24 protein-coding genes are annotated in these 16,806 nt (G+C 60.3%); 16 read left to right on the top strand and 8 right to left on the bottom strand.

What is annotated here, in order from left to right:
* Positions 1–72: 72 nt before the first annotated feature.
* The 5 genes from def (VXL81_RS18540) to VXL81_RS18520 all read left to right on the top strand — a co-directional run bounded on the left by def (VXL81_RS18540) (position 73) and on the right by VXL81_RS18520 (position 2,895).
* Complete coding sequence (def, locus tag VXL81_RS18540) at positions 73–594, top strand: peptide deformylase (RefSeq protein ID WP_416543465.1); 522 nt, start codon at positions 73–75, stop codon at positions 592–594.
* A gap of 72 nt (positions 595–666) precedes the next feature.
* A complete protein-coding gene (def, locus tag VXL81_RS18535) occupies positions 667–1,176 on the top strand; it encodes a peptide deformylase (RefSeq protein WP_416555565.1) in 510 nt (169 codons plus the stop codon).
* Positions 1,173–1,670 carry a peptide deformylase gene (gene def / locus VXL81_RS18530; RefSeq protein ID WP_340546529.1) on the top strand — a complete coding sequence of 166 codons (498 nt, stop codon included), beginning with the start codon at positions 1,173–1,175 and terminating at the stop codon, positions 1,668–1,670. The genes def (VXL81_RS18535) and def (VXL81_RS18530) overlap by 4 nt, the downstream gene beginning before the upstream one ends.
* A gap of 71 nt (positions 1,671–1,741) precedes the next feature.
* Entirely contained in the window at positions 1,742–2,647 is a 906-nt protein-coding gene (gene fmt / locus VXL81_RS18525) for a methionyl-tRNA formyltransferase (RefSeq protein WP_416555563.1), read from the top strand.
* An 11-nt stretch (positions 2,648–2,658) separates the two neighbouring features.
* Positions 2,659–2,895 carry a hypothetical protein gene (locus tag VXL81_RS18520; protein ID WP_416555561.1) on the top strand — a complete coding sequence of 79 codons (237 nt, stop codon included), beginning with the start codon at positions 2,659–2,661 and terminating at the stop codon, positions 2,893–2,895.
* 20 nt (positions 2,896–2,915) lie between these two features.
* Here the strand turns inward: VXL81_RS18520 and VXL81_RS18515 are convergent, their stop codons facing one another.
* From VXL81_RS18515 to VXL81_RS18485, 7 genes are all read right to left on the bottom strand, one after another.
* Positions 2,916–3,539 carry a trimeric intracellular cation channel family protein gene (locus VXL81_RS18515; protein ID WP_416555560.1) on the bottom strand — a complete coding sequence of 208 codons (624 nt, stop codon included), beginning with the start codon at positions 3,537–3,539 and terminating at the stop codon, positions 2,916–2,918.
* Positions 3,536–4,003, bottom strand: coding sequence for a ribonuclease HI (gene rnhA, locus VXL81_RS18510; protein ID WP_416555558.1), 468 nt, complete (start codon positions 4,001–4,003; stop codon positions 3,536–3,538). Before rnhA ends, VXL81_RS18515 begins: the two co-directional genes overlap by 4 nt.
* Positions 3,996–4,595 (bottom strand): class I SAM-dependent DNA methyltransferase, encoded by a 600-nt coding sequence (locus VXL81_RS18505; RefSeq protein ID WP_416544485.1) that lies wholly within the window; start codon positions 4,593–4,595, stop codon positions 3,996–3,998. The genes rnhA and VXL81_RS18505 overlap by 8 nt, the downstream gene beginning before the upstream one ends.
* On the bottom strand, positions 4,592–5,044 hold the full coding sequence (locus VXL81_RS18500) for a DUF3429 domain-containing protein (RefSeq protein ID WP_416555556.1): 453 nt from the start codon (positions 5,042–5,044) through the stop codon (positions 4,592–4,594). Before VXL81_RS18500 ends, VXL81_RS18505 begins: the two co-directional genes overlap by 4 nt.
* Positions 5,041–5,658, bottom strand: a complete 618-nt coding sequence (locus VXL81_RS18495) for a LysE family translocator (RefSeq protein WP_416555554.1) — start codon at positions 5,656–5,658, stop codon at positions 5,041–5,043. The genes VXL81_RS18500 and VXL81_RS18495 overlap by 4 nt, the downstream gene beginning before the upstream one ends.
* A gap of 131 nt (positions 5,659–5,789) precedes the next feature.
* Positions 5,790–6,740 (bottom strand): 4-hydroxy-3-methylbut-2-enyl diphosphate reductase, encoded by a 951-nt coding sequence (gene ispH, locus VXL81_RS18490; protein ID WP_416555552.1) that lies wholly within the window; start codon positions 6,738–6,740, stop codon positions 5,790–5,792.
* Positions 6,741–6,928: 188 nt separating this feature from the next.
* The gene (locus VXL81_RS18485) at positions 6,929–7,498 is read right to left on the bottom strand and encodes an NYN domain-containing protein (RefSeq protein WP_340546538.1); all 570 of its coding nucleotides are present in this window, start codon (positions 7,496–7,498) and stop codon (positions 6,929–6,931) included.
* A 139-nt stretch (positions 7,499–7,637) separates the two neighbouring features.
* Between VXL81_RS18485 and folK the strand changes: the two genes are divergently transcribed.
* From folK to recO, 11 genes are all read left to right on the top strand, one after another.
* Complete coding sequence (gene folK, locus VXL81_RS18480; protein WP_416544482.1) at positions 7,638–8,207, top strand: 2-amino-4-hydroxy-6-hydroxymethyldihydropteridine diphosphokinase; 570 nt, start codon at positions 7,638–7,640, stop codon at positions 8,205–8,207.
* Positions 8,208–8,300: 93 nt separating this feature from the next.
* Positions 8,301–8,654: a DNA-directed RNA polymerase subunit omega gene (rpoZ, locus tag VXL81_RS18475; RefSeq protein ID WP_061049565.1), complete on the top strand. Its 354-nt coding sequence runs from the start codon at positions 8,301–8,303 to the stop codon at positions 8,652–8,654.
* A gap of 40 nt (positions 8,655–8,694) precedes the next feature.
* Positions 8,695–10,827, top strand: coding sequence for a RelA/SpoT family protein (locus VXL81_RS18470; protein WP_340546540.1), 2,133 nt, complete (start codon positions 8,695–8,697; stop codon positions 10,825–10,827).
* A gap of 33 nt (positions 10,828–10,860) precedes the next feature.
* A complete protein-coding gene (locus tag VXL81_RS18465) occupies positions 10,861–11,514 on the top strand; it encodes a DUF2062 domain-containing protein (RefSeq protein ID WP_340546541.1) in 654 nt (217 codons plus the stop codon).
* A gap of 99 nt (positions 11,515–11,613) precedes the next feature.
* Positions 11,614–12,375: a pyridoxine 5'-phosphate synthase gene (locus VXL81_RS18460; RefSeq protein ID WP_416538338.1), complete on the top strand. Its 762-nt coding sequence runs from the start codon at positions 11,614–11,616 to the stop codon at positions 12,373–12,375.
* 59 nt (positions 12,376–12,434) lie between these two features.
* Entirely contained in the window at positions 12,435–12,866 is a 432-nt protein-coding gene (acpS, locus tag VXL81_RS18455) for a holo-ACP synthase (protein ID WP_340546543.1), read from the top strand.
* Between the two features lie 63 nt (positions 12,867–12,929).
* Positions 12,930–13,766: a signal peptidase I gene (gene lepB / locus VXL81_RS18450; RefSeq protein ID WP_416534641.1), complete on the top strand. Its 837-nt coding sequence runs from the start codon at positions 12,930–12,932 to the stop codon at positions 13,764–13,766.
* Positions 13,763–14,449, top strand: coding sequence for a ribonuclease III (rnc, locus tag VXL81_RS18445; RefSeq protein WP_340546545.1), 687 nt, complete (start codon positions 13,763–13,765; stop codon positions 14,447–14,449). Before lepB ends, rnc begins: the two co-directional genes overlap by 4 nt.
* On the top strand, positions 14,446–15,351 hold the full coding sequence (era, locus tag VXL81_RS18440; protein ID WP_340546546.1) for a GTPase Era: 906 nt from the start codon (positions 14,446–14,448) through the stop codon (positions 15,349–15,351). Before rnc ends, era begins: the two co-directional genes overlap by 4 nt.
* Positions 15,352–15,357: 6 nt before the next feature.
* The gene (locus tag VXL81_RS18435; RefSeq protein ID WP_416534640.1) at positions 15,358–15,687 is read left to right on the top strand and encodes a DUF1491 family protein; all 330 of its coding nucleotides are present in this window, start codon (positions 15,358–15,360) and stop codon (positions 15,685–15,687) included.
* Between the two features lie 2 nt (positions 15,688–15,689).
* The gene (gene recO, locus VXL81_RS18430) at positions 15,690–16,415 is read left to right on the top strand and encodes a DNA repair protein RecO (protein WP_340546548.1); all 726 of its coding nucleotides are present in this window, start codon (positions 15,690–15,692) and stop codon (positions 16,413–16,415) included.
* Here recO and VXL81_RS18425 read toward each other — a convergent pair.
* A complete protein-coding gene (locus VXL81_RS18425) occupies positions 16,399–16,803 on the bottom strand; it encodes an META domain-containing protein (RefSeq protein ID WP_416540992.1) in 405 nt (134 codons plus the stop codon). The genes recO and VXL81_RS18425 overlap by 17 nt on opposite strands.
* Positions 16,804–16,806 lie beyond the last annotated feature (3 nt).

Raw genomic sequence — 16,806 nt, 5'->3', positions numbered from 1 at the left:
GAAGCTAACGGCAATCCAGCGACACGCAAGGGGGCCGTTGCAGGGCGGGCGTCAATGGCCTAAATCAGCGGCATGAAACGACCGATCCTGATCCATCCTGATCCCCGCCTCAAGAAGGTATGTGCAGCTGTTCCCGACCTTTCGGACGCATTGCGCACGCTGGCCGACGACATGCTGGAAACCATGTATGCTGCGCCGGGTATCGGCCTTGCCGCGCCGCAGATCGGCGTGCTGGACCGCCTTATCGTGCTGGATTGTGTCAAGGAAGAGGATGGCCCGGCCCGCCCTCTGGTCATGTTCAACCCAGAAGTGGTTGCAGCATCGGATGACATCAATGTCTATGAGGAAGGCTGCCTGTCCATTCCCGATCAATACGCCGAGGTGACACGCCCCAAGGTGGTTGACGTCGAATGGATGGATCGCAACGGCAATCCCCAGCGGGAAACCTTTGATGGTCTTTGGGCGACCTGCGTCCAGCATGAGATCGACCATTTGAACGGCAAGCTGTTCATTGATTACCTGAAACCGCTTAAACGGCAGATGATCACACGGAAAATGCAGAAACTGAAGCGCGAGCGCGGACGCGGTAGCTGACGATGGGCGGGTGGCTCCGTCTGTGGACAAGATGGCGTACGTTGGCTGATTTGACCCGGAAAGGTGGACAAGATGACGGTTCTCCAGATCAGGGCTTGGCCCGACCCGGTGCTGAGCACCCCAGCTCCGCCGGTGACTGACCCATCAGAGGTTGCGGATCTGGTGCGCGATATGCTCGATACCATGTATGCCGCGCCGGGTCGTGGACTGGCCGCGCCCCAGGTCGGTGTTCTGGCACGGGTATTTGTTATGGATACGACCTGGAAGGAAGGCACGCGCGACCCGCTGGTCTGCCTGAACCCAGAGATCATCGCCCTTTCCGATGAGATGGCGACACGCACCGAGGGGTGCCTGTCGATCAGGGGCCTCAGTCTCGATGTGACGCGCCCAGCCTGGGTAGATCTCGGTTGGACCGACATGGAGGGCGTGCGCCATCAGCGCCGGTTTGACGGGTTTGCTGCGGCTTGCGTGCAGCATGAATACGATCATCTTGATGGTCGTGTCACTTTTGACCGGGTGGACCCAGAGGCGCGCGCTGCGGCCCTTGCCACCTATGAAACTAACCTGGAGACACCCCGATGACCGTGCGCCCCTGCCTGCCCTGGCCCGACAAGCATCTGCGCAGCCGCGCCGAGGACGTGAGCGAAATCACCGAGGATACGCTGACCCTCTGGCAGGATATGATCGACACGATGGAGGCAATGCCCGGTGTTGGCTTGGCCGCAAACCAGATCGGCGTCCTGCAACGACTGGCAGTTGTCGACGGCTCCAGCGAACGGGGCCGCGCTGTCCGGCTGGCGAATCCCGAAATCCTGCATGCTTCGGTCGCGCTGCGGGAACATGAGGAGGCCAGTCCCAACCTCCCCGGCGTCTCGGCCAAAATCAAACGACCGCGCGCGGTGACCGTGCGATATATGGATGAAACCGGCGCGGTGGTCGAACGGGATTTCGTCGGGATCGAGGCCACCAGCGTGCAACATCAGATCGATCACCTGAATGGCCGTATGTATTTTGACCGGCTGTCGAAGGTGAAACGCGATATGCTGATCCGCAAGGCGAAGAAGCTGAATGGCTGAGACACGTGCGGGGACAAACCCGCGGTTCGGGGCCTGTTTCAGGCGAATGGATTGAGAGTAAGGGGCAGCGGATGCGTATTATTTTCATGGGGACGCCGGAGTTTTCGGTTCCGGTACTGGATGCCCTGGTTGACGCGGGTCATGAGATTGCTGCGGTCTACTGCCAACCGCCCCGTCCGGCCGGGCGCGGCAAGAAGGATCGACCAACGCCCGTTCATGCCCGCGCGATTGAACTGGGTCTTGATGTCCGTCACCCGGTCAGCCTCAAAGGGGCCGAGCAGCAGGCCGAATTCGCGGATCTACGGGCGGATGTCGCGGTGGTCGTGGCCTATGGTTTGATCCTGCCACAGGCGGTGCTGGATGCCCCCAGACACGGCTGCCTCAATATCCACGCGAGCCTGCTGCCGCGTTGGCGCGGAGCGGCACCCATTCACCGCGCCATCATGGCGGGCGACAGTCAAACTGGCGTCTGCATCATGCAGATGGAGGCGGGGCTTGACACCGGCCCGGTCCTGCTGCGCGAAGCGACCGAGATTGGCCCGGAGGAAACCACCGCCCAGCTCCATGATCGGCTGTCGGAAATGGGGGCAGACCTGATCGTCCGTGCCCTGGATGGGCTGTCTGACCTGACAGCTGAGGTGCAGCCGGACGCGGGCGTGACCTATGCCCATAAGATCGACAAGGCCGAAGCCCGCATCGACTGGCAACGCTCCGCGGTGGAGGTTGATCGGACGATCCGCGGGTTGTCTCCGTTTCCCGGTGCCTGGTGCGAGATCGAGGGTCAGCGCGTAAAGCTGTTGGCATCCCGCGTTGTCGACGGGGCCGGCGTGGCGGGAATCGTTCTGGACGATGCGCTGCGGGTTGCCTGTGGTGAGGGCGCGGTTGAGCTGTTGCGATTGCAGCGGGCAGGCAAGGGAGCACAGGAACGCGAGATTTTCCTGCGTGGCTTTCCCGTAGCGCGCGGCACACAGCTTTAAGGGAGGCGGATATGTTTCTGGCCCTGTTCGGCAGCGTCGTTATTGCCGGGATCGTCGGCTACCTGGCGGAGCGCACCGGTTTTACCCACAATGGGTATCTCTCGTCGATCATCATCTGCGTTGGCGGCGCGTTCCTGTTCCATTTTGTGGCGATCATGTTTGGCGTCGGCTTTCGCGCACCGGGTTGGAACGCCATTGCCGCATCCATCGGCGCGTTGATCATCGTGCCGTTTCACTGGCGCCGCTGAACCTGCCTGCCGACTATTGCTCAGCTGCGCGGCGGTCGTGAACGATAAACTGGCAGATGCCAGCCAAATGCGATTGAGCCCGCCCGCAAAACCCAGCAGACCACCGCGCAGGCCACAAGCGCCCAGCGGGTCGGCAGGCCAAATGCCATGCTGACCACCGCCGTAATCGCGCCTGCCATGGCGCATGAGATATAGAGCTCGCCCTGTTTCAGCACCAGCGGCACTTCATTGCAGACCACATCACGCATCAACCCGCCCAGGGTGCCTGTTGCCATGCCCATCAGCACAACGATCACCGGCGTCTGGCCGGTTAGCAAGGCAGCGCCGGTGCCCGCCGAAACTGCGATTGCCAGTGCAAAACTGTCGAGCCAGACAATCCAGCGCAGCCGACTTTCCACCAAATGGGCGGTGAAGAAGACAACCACCGCAGTCACCGCCGCCAACAGGATTATCGTAGAATCGCCGATCCAGAACACTGGGTTGCGATCCAGCAAAAGATCCCGCACCGTCCCTCCGCCGACGGCGGTCAGGCAGGCCACGAAAGCAAAGCCGACAATGTCGAGCTGTGCCCGGCTGGCCACCAGGGCGCCGGAGGCCGCAAAGACCAGAACGGACGCATAGTCCAGAAGGGTAAGGATGGTCATGCCTTGGCTTTGCCAGTCTTGAACGGGGCCATGCCTGCACGCGCAAGTTCATCGGCGCGTTCGTTCTCGGGATGGCCTGCGTGGCCTTTGACCCATTCCCACGTGACCGTGTGACGGCGCTGCGCCTCGTCCAGACGTTGCCACAGCTCAACGTTTTTCACGGGTTTCTTTGACGCGGTCTTCCAGCCATTTCGTTTCCAGCCGTGGATCCAGCCGGTGACACCGTTTTTGACGTAGGCTGAATCGGTCACAACGGTGAGAGTAGAGGGGCGCGCCAGGCTTTCCAGGGCATTGATCGCTGCCAGCAGTTCCATCCGGTTGTTGGTGGTCTCGGCTTCGCCGCCCTGCAGTTCCTTTTCCTTGACAACAGTGTCGCCGTCCAGTGCGCGCAGCAAAACCCCCCAGCCACCCGGGCCAGGATTGCCGGAGCAGGCGCCATCCGTGTAGGCGAAGAGATCAGCCATGACAGGCCACCGAAATCCAGCGCGCCATAGCGCCGTCCAGCCCTGCGTTTTCGCCGGTGGTGCGGTTGTCCGGGGTGAACCCAGCAGTGCGCAATAGATCGATCAATTCGTCTTCCTCGTAGTAGGTATAATATCGCCCAAGGGCATCGCGGGCCTCGCCCTTACCGAGCTTTAGCGCGATGTAAAAGGGCCGACCTGACCGCAGCGCCAGCCGGATGGCCCTCAGGTGACGAGGAAAATCGGCACGCGGCGCATGTAGCAGACTGAAATTGGCCCAGATGCCATCATAGATGTCACACCCCGACAGCTCATCAAAACTGGCGAGACACGTCTCAACACCCGGCATGTGTTCCGCCAGTGCGATCATTTCCACGGAAGCATCCATCGCCACAGGGCGCAACCCGGCTGCGGCCATAACCGCGCTGGAGGTGCCGGGACCGCAGCCCAGATCCAGCACCCGTGCGTTCGGCGGGCAGGCAGCGATGAACTCGTGCAGGCGTGGGTCTTCTCGCAGGTGTGTCTGGTTCCGGTCAGCATAATCCGCTGCCTTGTTGTTGTAGATCTCCAGTGTCTCGCGGTCAGGCCCGCTCACAGGTAGGCACCGACGGCGAGGCTGGCGACCACAATGCCGGTCAGCAGCAGGCGCAGCTGCATCCACCATGATGGGGTCAGACGCCAGACGTAAAAGGCATAATCCAGCAGCAACAGGCCGGCAAAGCCGTAGATCAGGTTTATGCCCGCGCTGGTCGGTCCACCGCCGGTCATGAAAAATGCCCAAAGCGCTGGTAGCACCGACAGGGCATAACCAGTTGCCGCCTGCATACCCGATGTCTTGGTCGCAAATCCCCAGAGCACGCCGGACATGAAGCTGAGGATCACAGAGCCATAGAACAGCTGCACATATGGGCCGACAAACCGCGCCCCAAGATGGCTGGCACCCCAGACCTGCAACGCCGGGATCTGCGTGGTGAGTGCTCCCCAGACGAATGGGATCAGCCCGGCCAGCCCCAAGACCAGCGGTGCCGGTGGTATCCTGCTCATGCCCGTTCCATCGCCAATCGGGCCGCCAGCGCGGCAAACAGCGCAGCAAAGCTGCGATTCAGCCATTTGATCACGGTGTCCGACCCCAGGATCAAGCTTCGCGCCTGCGCTGCAAAGAGCCCGTAGAGCACAAAGACACCAAAAGTCATGGCCATGAAAATCAAGCCAAGCACGACCATCTCCTGTGTCGCTGTTGCGGCCGCGCCTGACAGGAACGGCGGGAGAAGCGCCAGAAAAAACACCGAAAGTTTCGGGTTCAGGATGTTGATCAGGGCGCCGCGCTTGGCGATCCTTAGACCATGATCCGGAGCAGCAGGCGCGCCGGACAATGACAGCGCGCCGTCAGTTTTCAGCATTTGCCAGGCCAGATACAGAAGATACAGAACGCCCGCAATCTTCACCGCCTGAAACAGCACCGCCGAGGTGTGCAGAACCGCAGCCAGCCCCAGTGTCGCAGCCACAAGATGGGGCACGATGCCAAAGGTGCAGCCGACCGCTGCCCAAATCGCGGCACGCCGCCCCTGGCCAAGACCAAGCGCCAGCGTGTAGAGCACACCGGTCCCTGGCGCGAGGACGACGACAAATGCGGTGACCAGAAATTGCAGTGAAATCAATTGACCAGCTCCTTATGATAGACAAGGTGGTTCAGGCCAAGGGTAATCGGCTGCCGGTCAGTTGCAAGACAAAGAAATCCGCAGACCGGCAAAGCGGCTACGTCATTATCGTTTGCAGGGGACAAGCCACCTCAGGCTGTTTCCCGCAGAACCCGGGGAACTTTGAACTCAACCCGTTCAATCGCGGTTTCCACCAGCTCGACTGTTACCTCGAACCGCTCGCGGAAGGCATCAATGACTTCGTTCACCAAGAGCTCGGGCGCAGAGGCACCAGCGGTGATCGCGATCGAGGAAATTCCCTCAAGCGCGCGCCAATCAATGTTTTCGGCCCGTTGTACCAGCTGTGCATATTGGCATCCCGCCTTGGCGCCAACTTCGACCAACCGTCGTGAGTTCGATGAATTGGGAGCGCCGACAACCAATAGGGCATCTGCCTTCGGGGCGACTTCCTTGACGGCCTCCTGGCGGTTGGTGGTGGCATAGCAGATGTCTTCCTTGTGAGGGCCGACAATATTCGGAAACCGAGCCTGAAGTGCTGCAACAATATCCTTGGTGTCATCGACCGACAGGGTTGTCTGGGTGACATATGCGAGATTGTCAGGGTCGCGAACCGTCACCGTGGTGACATCATCCGGGGTTTCCACCAGCAGCACTTCTCCCTCGGGCAGCTGTCCCATGGTGCCAATGGTTTCAGGATGCCCCTTGTGACCGATCATGATCATCTGGAGCCCGTTTTCCGCATGGCGCTGCGCCTCGATATGGACCTTCGACACCAACGGGCATGTGGCATCGACATAGATCATCTGGCGCCGGTCTGCCTCGGCCGGGATCGACTTCGGGACGCCATGCGCTGAAAAGATGACCGGCCGATCATCGGGGCATTCATCCAGCTCTTCAACGAAGACGGCCCCTTTGTCGCGCAGCCCGTCGACCACATATTTGTTGTGCACGATCTCATGGCGCACATAGACAGGTGCCCCCCATTTCTCGAGCGCCATTTCGACGATCTTGATCGCCCGGTCGACACCGGCACAAAAGCCGCGCGGCGCGGCGAGATATAGCGTGAGGGGGGGCTTGGTCATCGCGGTCTCCTTATCGCTCAGAGCTAGGGCTTTCTGTCGGCGAGGTCCAGCCCCGTGGCAATTGATTAAGCGGCGGTCCCGGGGACAAGGAAACCAAAAACAGCGCAAGCAAAAGCCCGCAAACAGTGAAGGTACTGCTGCGGGCCATGTCTGGGTCGTGGTGGCCTCCGGCAGGCCAGAGATCTGTATCAGCCGGTGGCGGCTGATACGGAGCGCGGGTCACTTTGTTCGCGGGGAGGGCGGCCGATCACGTCCTTCAACTCTTCCAACTCGATGAAATTATCGGCCTGTCGGCGCAGCTCGTCCGAGATCATTGGCGGCTGGCTGCGGATGGTGGAGACAACGGAGACGCGCACACCCTGCCGCTGCAGGCTGGCGATCAACGGGCGGAAATCACCATCACCGGAGAACAGCACGATATGGTCCACGCGGGGAGCAAGTTCCATGGCATCGACCGTCAGCTCGATATCCATATTCCCCTTCACCTTACGCCGACCCATGCTGTCGGTATATTCCTTGGCTGGTTTGGTCACCATGGTGAAACCGTTGTAATGCAACCAGTCAACCAATGGCCGGATCGGAGAGTACTCATCATTTTCCAGCAGAGCTGTGTAGTAAAACGCGCGCAACAACTTGCCCCGGCGCATGAATTCCTGCCTGAGCAACTTGTAATCGATGTCAAACCCAAGCGCCTTTGCTGCCGCATATAGGTTCGATCCATCGATGAACAGCGCGAGCCGTTCGTCCTTGTAAAACATCAAATATGTCCTTCCGGTAGGTCCGTCCCAGCAGTGAGGTTCCGTGAGTGAATGCTGAAATACGCTAAAACGGGTGGACTTAATGTAGGTTATTTGACATTTGCCGCAAGTGTATCGGGATTAAGAAACGAGGGCAAAAATGACCGAATTCCGGTCAGAGGCGCTTATCGCCATGGGGGGGAACCTGCCTATCGGCGAACAGTCGGTTGAGCATACCCTCATAGGGGCTGTTGGGCAGTTGTCCGAATCAGACATCAGCCTGAGGGCAATCTCGCGCTTCTATCAAACGCCTTGCTTCCCGGCGGGCTCGGGTCCTGACTATGTGAACGCAGCGATTGCGATCGGCACAAACCTGCCCCCGCGTGAACTGTTGGATCTGTTGCATGAGGTGGAGGCGGATTTTGCCCGCCGACGTGTGCAGCGCTGGGGCATGCGGACACTGGATCTGGATCTGGTCGCTTATGACGATCTGGTCTGTCCGGATGTGGCGACCTTCCAACGGTGGAGGGATCTGCCACTGGATCTGCAGATGAAAGAGGCGCCGGGCCAGCTGCTGTTGCCGCATCCCAGGCTTCAGGATCGTGGCTTTGTGCTGGTGCCGCTGCGCGATGTTGCACCTGATTGGCGCCATCCGATTCTGGGTCAGACCGTGCGTCAGCTCTGTGCGGCGCTGCCAATGTCCGATTTGACCGAGATTTCGCCGGTCTGAGCCGCCAATGCGCCCCATTCGGCGCTTGTCAAGAGAAAGCTTTGGTTTTAGAAGTCACCCTTCTGGACTTATTTTTGATTTGGAGAGTCGCCCATGGCCCGCGTGACGGTTGAAGACTGCGTAGACAAGGTTCCCAACCGCTTTGAGCTGGTGATGCTCGCAGCGCATCGCGCTCGTGAGATTGCCGCTGGTGCGCCGCTCACGGTTGAGCGTGACAACGACAAGAACCCCGTCGTGTCCCTGCGTGAGATCGCTGATGAAACGCAGAGCGCCGACTCCCTGCGTGAGCGTCTGATCGAAAGCAACCAGACCCAGATCGAGGTTGATGAGCCGGAGGATGACTCGATGGCCCTGCTGATGGGCGCGGAAAGCGACAAGCCTGCCACGGATGATATGTCGGAAGAGAAACTGCTGCGTGCGCTGATGGAGGCGCAAGGGCAGGGTTAAGACGTCGCAAGACATAATGAGCTGAGGCTGCGGACCGGAAATGATTTCACCAGAAGACCTGATTGCTCTGGTCCGCAACTACAATCCCAGGACCAATGCGGACAGGATCGCTGATGCTTATGCGTTCGGCGAACAGATGCACGACGGGCAGTTCCGCCATTCGGGTGAGGCCTATTTCACCCATCCCGTGGCGGTTGCTGCCATCCTGACAGAGCAGCGGCTGGATGACGCCACGATCATCACGGCGCTGCTGCACGACACCATCGAAGATACCAAGGCGTCTTACGACGAAATCGCCAGCCGCTTTGGTAAAGAGGTGGCGATGCTTGTTGATGGTGTCACCAAGCTGACCAATCTCCAGCTGTCCAGCCGCGAAACCAAACAGGCAGAAAATTTCCGCAAGCTGTTCATGGCAATGTCCAAGGACCTGCGGGTTATCCTCGTGAAGCTTGCCGACCGTCTGCACAACATGCGCACCATCAAAGCGATGCGCCCGGAGAAACAGGCCCAGAAAGCCCGTGAAACCATGGATATCTATGCGCCACTGGCTGGTCGCATGGGGATGCAATGGATGCGCGAGGAGCTGGAGGATCTGGCCTTTCGCGTGCTCAATCCAGAAGGTCGCCAGTCAATTATCCGCCGCTTTGTCACGCTACAGCGGGAAACCGGCGATGTGATCCATCGGATCACCGGCGACATGCGGGCCGAACTGGAAAAGACCGGGATCGAAGCCGAAGTTTTTGGCCGCGCCAAGAAACCCTATTCCATCTGGCGCAAGATGCAGGAAAAGGATCAGGGCTTTTCGCGACTGTCCGATATCTACGGGTTCCGCATTATCACAACGAGCGAGGAAGACTGTTACCGGGCCCTGGGCGCCATACATCAGCGTTGGCGTGCTGTCCCTGGGCGGTTCAAGGATTACATCAGCCAGCCAAAGTCCAACGGCTATCGGTCGATCCATGCAACCGTCTCCGGGCGCGACGGCAAGCGGGTAGAGGTGCAGATCCGCACCCGGCAGATGCACGATGTGGCAGAAACCGGTGTGGCGGCCCATTGGTCCTACCGCGATGGCGTGCGCTCTGAGAACCCCTTTGCGGTTGATCCGGCCAAATGGATTGCGTCCCTGACGGAGCAGTTTGATGCGGAGGAGGATCACGATGAATTCCTCGAAGCCGTCAAACTGGAGATGTATTCCGACCAAGTGTTCTGCTTCACTCCCAAAGGCGATGTGATCAAGCTCCCAAAGGGCGCGACTCCGATCGACTACGCCTATGCCATTCACACCCGCATCGGCCACGCCTGTGTCGGGGCAAAGGTGGATTCGATCCGCGTGCCGCTTTGGACACGCCTGCGCAATGGCCAGTCGGTTGAGATCATCACTGCTGAGGGCCAGACCCCGCAGGTAAGCTGGCTGGATATTGCAACCACCGGCAAGGCGCGTACCGCGATCCGCCGTGCCCTGCGCGAGGCTGACCGCGCCCGGTTCGTGAAACTGGGCCACGAGTTGGCACGATCCGCGTTTGAACATGTCGGGCGCAAGGCCACTGACAAGGCGTTGGAGACGGCGGCCCGTGCGCTTCGCGTCAGTACGGTCGATGAATTGCTGGCCCGTTTGGGGGCTGCGGTACTCACCGCGCATGATGTGGTTCAGGCGGTCTATCCGGAACTGGCCGCTGACAACAGCGATGAGGTTTCGCCGCGTCGTGCGGTGATTGGCCTTGAGCCGGGGCAGAGCTTCGAGCGGGCCCCCTGCTGCCAGCCACTGCCCGGCGAACGGATCATCGGCATCACCTATCGTGGCCGGGGTGTTGTGGTCCATGCTGCAGATTGCGACGCTTTGGGAGAGGTCGAGGATCAGCCCGAACGCTGGGTCGATCTGCACTGGCACAGTGGGACCCACCCCGCAGTCTACGGCGTGACGCTGGAGCTGACGATTGGCAATGACGCCGGTGTCCTGGGACGTATTTGCACATTGATCGGCGAAAAAAAGGCCAATATCTCCGACCTTGAATTTGTCGATCGGAAACCAGACTTTTACCGGCTGATGATTAATGTCGAACTGCGGGATGTAGAGCAGCTGCATTCGCTGATGTTGATGCTGGAAGCAGAGAGCGATGTCGCCGCCGTTGCACGGTACCGCGATGTGCCGGAAAGCCGCCCAAAGCTCGGGTAGCCGTTCAGTAGGATTTGGGAAGGACGCGAACCTTTGGTATTCAGGCGCCGTGATAGACGTCCGCCTCTGCGCGCGGTTGCCGATTTCCTGTGGCCGCGGGGCGGGTGGGGGCGCGCGTTTCACTATGTGAAGCATCGTGTGCGTCGTCTGCCCGATTCGCCGGAGCGGATCGCCCGCGGTGTCTGGGCGGGGGTATTCACCACCTTTACCCCATTCTACGGGATGCATTTCGTTGTGGCCGCGATTATCGCGCGGCTGATGAACGGCAATATCCTCGCCGCCCTCAGCGGCACGTTTTTTGGCAACCCGCTCACCTATGTGCCGATCGGCGTTGCCTCTCTGCAGACCGGCCACTGGATCCTTGGGACAGAGTTCGACGCCGATGTCGACAAGTCTCTGGTCGGGAAATTTCTGGCCGCCGGGAATGATCTTTTTGACAACCTGATCGCTTTGGTAACTGATCGACCGGCGGATTGGCAGGGGCTGACCCTGTTCTACCACGATGTGTTCTATCCTTATCTCGTCGGTGGCGTGATCCCCGGCCTCATCACCGCAACCGTCTGCTATGTGCTGAGTGTACCGGTCATCCGCGCCTATCAGCAGCGCCGCCGCACCAAGATCAAGGCTAAGTTCGACGTGATCAAGAAACGCGCCTCGCTGGACGCCGCAGACGACAGCAGCAGCTAAGCCGCTGCCAAACTGCGCGATTTGGCGGTTTCCGGGCTTGCCCTTGCCAGCGCAACCCCTAGTGTCAGGCAAAAGGCACTCAATTGGGAACTGCGATCCATGGCACAGACTTCCTCGCACAACACAGACCTGCGGCTTGGCGTGAACATTGACCACGTGGCCACCGTTCGCAATGCACGCGGCGGCCAGGTACCTGATCCGGTGCGCGCTGCCAAGCTGGCCGAGGAAGCCGGAGCCGACGGGATCACCGCCCATCTTCGCGAAGACCGCCGTCACATCACCGATCGCGATATCGACGGGCTGATGGAAGCGTTGAGCGTGCCTCTGAATTTTGAGATGGCCGCGACCGAAGAAATGCAGAAGATCGCCCTGCGCCACAAACCCCATGCGGTTTGTATCGTGCCGGAAAAGCGGGAAGAACGCACGACCGAGGGGGGGCTGGAAGTGGCCCGCGAGGAAAACAAACTCGCCCATTACATCGCGCCGCTGCGCGATGCCGGGTGCAGGGTGTCGATCTTCATTGCCGCTGACCAGCGGCAGATCGAGGCGGCACATCGCATCGGTGCTGAGGTGATCGAGCTGCATACGGGTGCCTATTGTGAGGCTCATGCCGAGGGCGATTTTGCCAAGCGCGATGCCGAGCTGGCAGCCCTGCGCGAAATGTCCAGCTTTGCCCATTCCCTGGGGCTGGAGGTTCACGCGGGCCATGGTCTGACCTATGATTGTGTGCAACCGATCGCAGCCTTTCCAGAGGTGCGCGAACTGAACATCGGCCATTTCCTGATCGGCGAGGCCATCTTCAGAGGGTTGACCCCGGCCATCGCCGAAATGCGCCGCCTGATGGATGAGGCGCGGGTCTAGGACAGCCACCAACGCCCACGGGTCTTGCCAGTTCCGGTCAGATCGCCTTTGATCGGGGCATGATATTGGGCGTTGGCACTGACTTGGCAAATATCGAGCGTATTCAGCGCACTTTGGACCGGTTTGGTGACCGGTTCAAAAACCGTGTTTTCACCGAAATCGAACAGCGCAAGGCCGAGCGGCGCATGGATGTCGCCGGAACCTATGCCAAACGCTGGGCTGCCAAGGAGGCCTGCTCCAAGGCACTCGGCACCGGGTTGCGGATGGGAATCGCCTGGAAAGACATGGCCGTTTCCAATCTGCGCAGCGGCCAGCCGGTCATGCATGTCACCGGCTGGGCCGCAGATCGGCTGGCAAAGATGACTCCGCCGGGTCACGAGGCCATCATCCATGTCACATTGACTGATGATCATCCCTGGGCGCAGGCTTTTGTCGTCATCGAAGCGCGCCTAATCACCAGTGAACCGCTTGCGACGCCGGGCGATGCTTGACTTACCCGGAGCGGCCCCGCATGTAGCGCCGGACCCTTGTTTACAGTTAGACCGGAGAGCCTGATGACGGCCAAAGCAACAGTCGGAAGTTCGATCCTTGAGACGGTCAAGACCATTGTCTACGCCCTGCTGATCGCGGGTGTATTCCGCACCCTGTTCTTTCAGCCGTTCTGGATCCCTTCGGGCTCGATGAAGGAAACCCTGCTGATCGGCGACTTTCTGTTCGTGAACAAAATGGCTTACGGCTACTCTTCGGCGTCCTGCCCCAGCCTGAAATTCCCCAGCGTCGGCATCGACATCGACAGCAGTGATATCTGTGGCTTCCTTGACGGTGATAACTCGCGCATCTGGGCCGATGAACCCGAACGCGGCGATGTCGTTGTCTTTCGCCACCCGGTAAACCAGAACGATTTCATCAAGCGGCTGGTTGGCTTGCCGGGGGACAAGATCCAGGTCAAAAACGGCATCCTGCATATCAATGGCGCGGCTGTTGCCCTGCAGGATGCAGGCGAGTTCGAGGAGCTGATGGCGCCGCAGGGACCTGCCGGATCTTATCCTCTTTGTGAAAACGCCCCTGTGGGTGAAGGGGCAACCTGCACGAAATCCCGCCAGATCGAAACTCTGCCGGGCGGCAGTCAGCACGTTGTGCTCAACATCGGCAATCAGGGTATGGATCACACAGGCATTTATCAGGTGCCTGCTGGTCACTATTTCTTCATGGGTGACAATCGCGACAATTCCTCCGACAGCCGACTGCCGCAATCGGCCGGTGGTGTCGGCTATGTGCCTTTCGAAAATCTCATTGGTCGCGCAGATCGGATCATGTTCTCCTCGGCTGGCCGGTCGATGCTGTTTTTCTGGACCTGGCGCGCGGATCGCTTCTTCAAGGGGATCGAGTGAAACTCTCTAAAGAAATGCGCGCGTTTGAGACGCGGATCGGCTATCATTTCTCCCAGCCGGCACTCTTGGTGCGCGCCCTCACACATGCCTCGGTCTCGTCTCCGAACCGGCAGGACAACCAGCGGCTTGAATTTCTGGGCGACCGGGTTCTGGGGTTGGTGATGGCGACGGCGTTGTTGGATACGGACAAGACCGCAACCGAGGGCCAGCTGGCGCCACGTTTCAACGCCTTGGTGCGCAAGGAAACCTGTGCCGATGTGGCACGGGAGATTGATCTGGGGGCCGTGCTAAAACTGGGCCGCTCCGAGACCATGTCAGGCGGTCGACGCAAACTGGCCTTGCTGGGGGATGCAATGGAGGCGGTCATCGCCGCAGTCTACAAGGACGGTGGTTTTGAGGCCGCGCAGCAGTTGATCCTGCGGCTCTGGGGCCATCGAATTGGCCGGGTCGAGGCGGATGCGCGCGATCCCAAGACCACATTGCAGGAATTTGCTCAGGCGCGCGGAGAGCAGCCGCCCACCTATGTACTGGTTGAGCGCAAGGGTCCCGACCACCAGCCGGAATTTACCATCTCCGTGCAGCTGCAGGACGGCACCGAAGGCCGCGCAACCGCCGGATCAAAACGTCAGGCCGAACAGGCCGCAGCCAAATCTCTGTTGGCTCGATTGGAGCAGGAAAAATGACCACACGCGCCGGCTTTGTTGCCCTGATTGGTGAGCCCAACGCGGGCAAATCCACCCTTCTCAACCGTATGGTTGGGGCAAAGGTGTCGATTGTAACCCATAAGGTGCAGACCACTCGCGCCCGCATCCGCGGTGTCGCCATGGAGGGGGAGAGCCAGATCGTCTTTGTCGACACGCCTGGTCTGTTCCAGCCGCGGCGGCGTCTGGACCGCGCGATGGTTGCTGCCGCCTGGGGTGGAGCTGCGGACGCTGATGTGGTTGTTCTGATGGTTGAGGCGCATCGTGGCATCACCGAAGGGGTAGAGCGCATCCTGGAAGGTTTGGAGAACATCGGCGAAGGGCGCAAGATTGCCCTCGCAATCAACAAGATCGACCGTGTTCAATCCGAAGTGCTTCTTGGCCTGACCAAGGAACTCAACGACCGCTACCCCTTTGCCGACACATTTATGATCTCAGCCGAGAAGGGCCACGGTGTCGACCATCTGCGCAGCTGGCTGGCGGAGCAGCTGCCAGAGGGGCCTTGGCTCTACCCTGAGGACCAGATCGCCGATCTGCCAATGCGGATGATCGCCGCAGAGATGACCCGCGAGAAACTGACCCTGCGCCTGCACCAGGAACTGCCCTACCAACTGACGGTGGAAACCGAAAACTGGGAAGAGCGCAAAGATGGCTCCGCCAAGATCGACCAGATCATCTATGTCGTGCGCGATGGTCACAAGGGCATCATTCTGGGCAAGCGTGGCGAGACCATCAAGGCTGTGAGCCAGGCGGCGCGCGCTGAGCTGGAAGAGTTCCTGGACCGCAAGGTGCATCTCTTCCTGCAGGTGAAGGTCCGCCCGAACTGGCTGGAAGAATCCGAGCGCTATTCCGAGATGGGCCTCGATTTCAAGGACGGGAATTGATCCCATATGGCGCGGCTGACCGCCAGTTTCTGGGTGCAGGCCTATCTCACCCGATTGCGGCTCGCCGATATCCCTGCCTTTGTGACCTCTCATGGTGATGACACAGCGGGGGCCGTATTGGTGAAGCTGAACACGCTGGACCGTCGGGCGCAGGCTCTGCACCGCTCCTATGACCTGATGAGCGGCTTGCGCAGCTGGGTCACTCTGGCCGAGGGGGATGAGGCGGATGTCGATGCCGCCATCGCCAAACAGCGCAGTTTCGACCCTGACCTCTGGGTAATCGAGGTCGAAGATCGCGATGGGCGGCATTTGCTGGACGAGCCGGGGCTGGATTGATCATGGAGTGGCGCGACGAAGGCATATTGCTGACGATGCGCCGCCATGGGGAAAGTGCTGCCATCGTGGATGCGTTTACCGTCGAACACGGGCGTCACTCCGGGATCGTCCGCGGTGGCGCGGGGCGCCGGATGGCGCCGGTGTTGCAGCCGGGTGCCCAACTGGACCTGACCTGGCGCGCGCGGCTCGAAGACCATCTTGGCAGCTATCAGGCTGAGCTGATCCGCAGCCGCGCCGCCACGGCAATGTCCAGCCGATTGGCGCTTGCCGGGCTGAACGCGGTGACGGCGCTGCTGGCCTTCTGCCTGCCTGAACGTGAACCGCACCCGGACCTGTATCTGCGCAGCGCGCAGCTTCTGGACCTTCTGGGGCGTGACGATATCTGGCCTCTGGCCTATCTGCGCTGGGAAGTTGCGCTGCTGGAGGAGATGGGCTTCGGCTTGGATCTCGATCACTGCGCCGTCACTGGCAGTCGACATGAGCTGATCTATGTCTCCCCCAAAAGCGGGCGAGCGGTGTCGCGCGCTGGGGCAGGGGAATGGGCCGACCGCATGTTGCCCTTGCCGGACGTGTTACTGGGACGTGGAGGGGCCGAGACGCAGGACATCGTGGCGGCTTTGTCCACCACGGGTTTCTTTCTGGAACACAGGCTTGCACCATCGCTGGGCAACATCCCGCTGCCAGAGGCGCGGGGGCGCTTTTTGGATGTGCTCAGTCGGCAGCCTTGAAAACCATCTCGCGCCCGGTTTCATTTGACAGGATCATGACGTCGCCCTTGATCTCCACGATCTGCATCTGCTGCAAGGCGTCGAGAACCGCCACCTCTTCGCCGAGAGCCGGACAGACACGGCGCGTGGTCGCCATCTGCGCTAGGTCAAACCACGGGTAGGGGACGTCCAGCCGCGCGGTGAAACGATTGCAGGGCAGGGTGCCGGACACGTTCTCCCCGCGATCAAAGGACAGGGTTGTGGCGTCTTTCACAATATGGCCGTCGATCTCCTGCAGCTGCCATAGCACGCCACGGCCGCCGTAGCCGCGCAGGGTTTCATCGCCGAAACAGCCCGTTAGGGGCAAAGCGCAAGTCAGGGTGACGAGAGAGAAAAACTTGGTCCGCATCGC

Origin of the sequence: Phaeobacter sp. JH204B (genome assembly GCF_048055755.1) — a bacterium.
Lineage (GTDB): Bacteria > Pseudomonadota > Alphaproteobacteria > Rhodobacterales > Rhodobacteraceae > Phaeobacter > Phaeobacter bryozoorum.
Note: the sequence above shows the minus strand (reverse complement) of the source record. Positions and strands in the feature narration are given on the sequence as shown.

Coding starts and splice junctions, on each gene's coding strand:
- def (WP_416543465.1), top strand. CDS start 73: ATGAAACGACCGATCCTGATCCATCCTGATCCCCGCCTCAAGAAGGTA.
- def (WP_416555565.1), top strand. CDS start 667: ATGACGGTTCTCCAGATCAGGGCTTGGCCCGACCCGGTGCTGAGCACC.
- def (WP_340546529.1), top strand. CDS start 1,173: ATGACCGTGCGCCCCTGCCTGCCCTGGCCCGACAAGCATCTGCGCAGC.
- fmt (WP_416555563.1), top strand. CDS start 1,742: ATGCGTATTATTTTCATGGGGACGCCGGAGTTTTCGGTTCCGGTACTG.
- VXL81_RS18520 (WP_416555561.1), top strand. CDS start 2,659: ATGTTTCTGGCCCTGTTCGGCAGCGTCGTTATTGCCGGGATCGTCGGC.
- VXL81_RS18515 (WP_416555560.1), bottom strand. CDS start 3,539: ATGACCATCCTTACCCTTCTGGACTATGCGTCCGTTCTGGTCTTTGCG.
- rnhA (WP_416555558.1), bottom strand. CDS start 4,003: ATGGCTGATCTCTTCGCCTACACGGATGGCGCCTGCTCCGGCAATCCT.
- VXL81_RS18500 (WP_416555556.1), bottom strand. CDS start 5,044: ATGAGCAGGATACCACCGGCACCGCTGGTCTTGGGGCTGGCCGGGCTG.
- ispH (WP_416555552.1), bottom strand. CDS start 6,740: ATGACCAAGCCCCCCCTCACGCTATATCTCGCCGCGCCGCGCGGCTTT.
- VXL81_RS18485 (WP_340546538.1), bottom strand. CDS start 7,498: ATGTTTTACAAGGACGAACGGCTCGCGCTGTTCATCGATGGATCGAAC.
- folK (WP_416544482.1), top strand. CDS start 7,638: ATGACCGAATTCCGGTCAGAGGCGCTTATCGCCATGGGGGGGAACCTG.
- rpoZ (WP_061049565.1), top strand. CDS start 8,301: ATGGCCCGCGTGACGGTTGAAGACTGCGTAGACAAGGTTCCCAACCGC.
- VXL81_RS18470 (WP_340546540.1), top strand. CDS start 8,695: ATGATTTCACCAGAAGACCTGATTGCTCTGGTCCGCAACTACAATCCC.
- VXL81_RS18460 (WP_416538338.1), top strand. CDS start 11,614: ATGGCACAGACTTCCTCGCACAACACAGACCTGCGGCTTGGCGTGAAC.
- acpS (WP_340546543.1), top strand. CDS start 12,435: ATGATATTGGGCGTTGGCACTGACTTGGCAAATATCGAGCGTATTCAG.
- lepB (WP_416534641.1), top strand. CDS start 12,930: ATGACGGCCAAAGCAACAGTCGGAAGTTCGATCCTTGAGACGGTCAAG.
- era (WP_340546546.1), top strand. CDS start 14,446: ATGACCACACGCGCCGGCTTTGTTGCCCTGATTGGTGAGCCCAACGCG.
- VXL81_RS18435 (WP_416534640.1), top strand. CDS start 15,358: ATGGCGCGGCTGACCGCCAGTTTCTGGGTGCAGGCCTATCTCACCCGA.
- recO (WP_340546548.1), top strand. CDS start 15,690: ATGGAGTGGCGCGACGAAGGCATATTGCTGACGATGCGCCGCCATGGG.
- VXL81_RS18425 (WP_416540992.1), bottom strand. CDS start 16,803: ATGCGGACCAAGTTTTTCTCTCTCGTCACCCTGACTTGCGCTTTGCCC.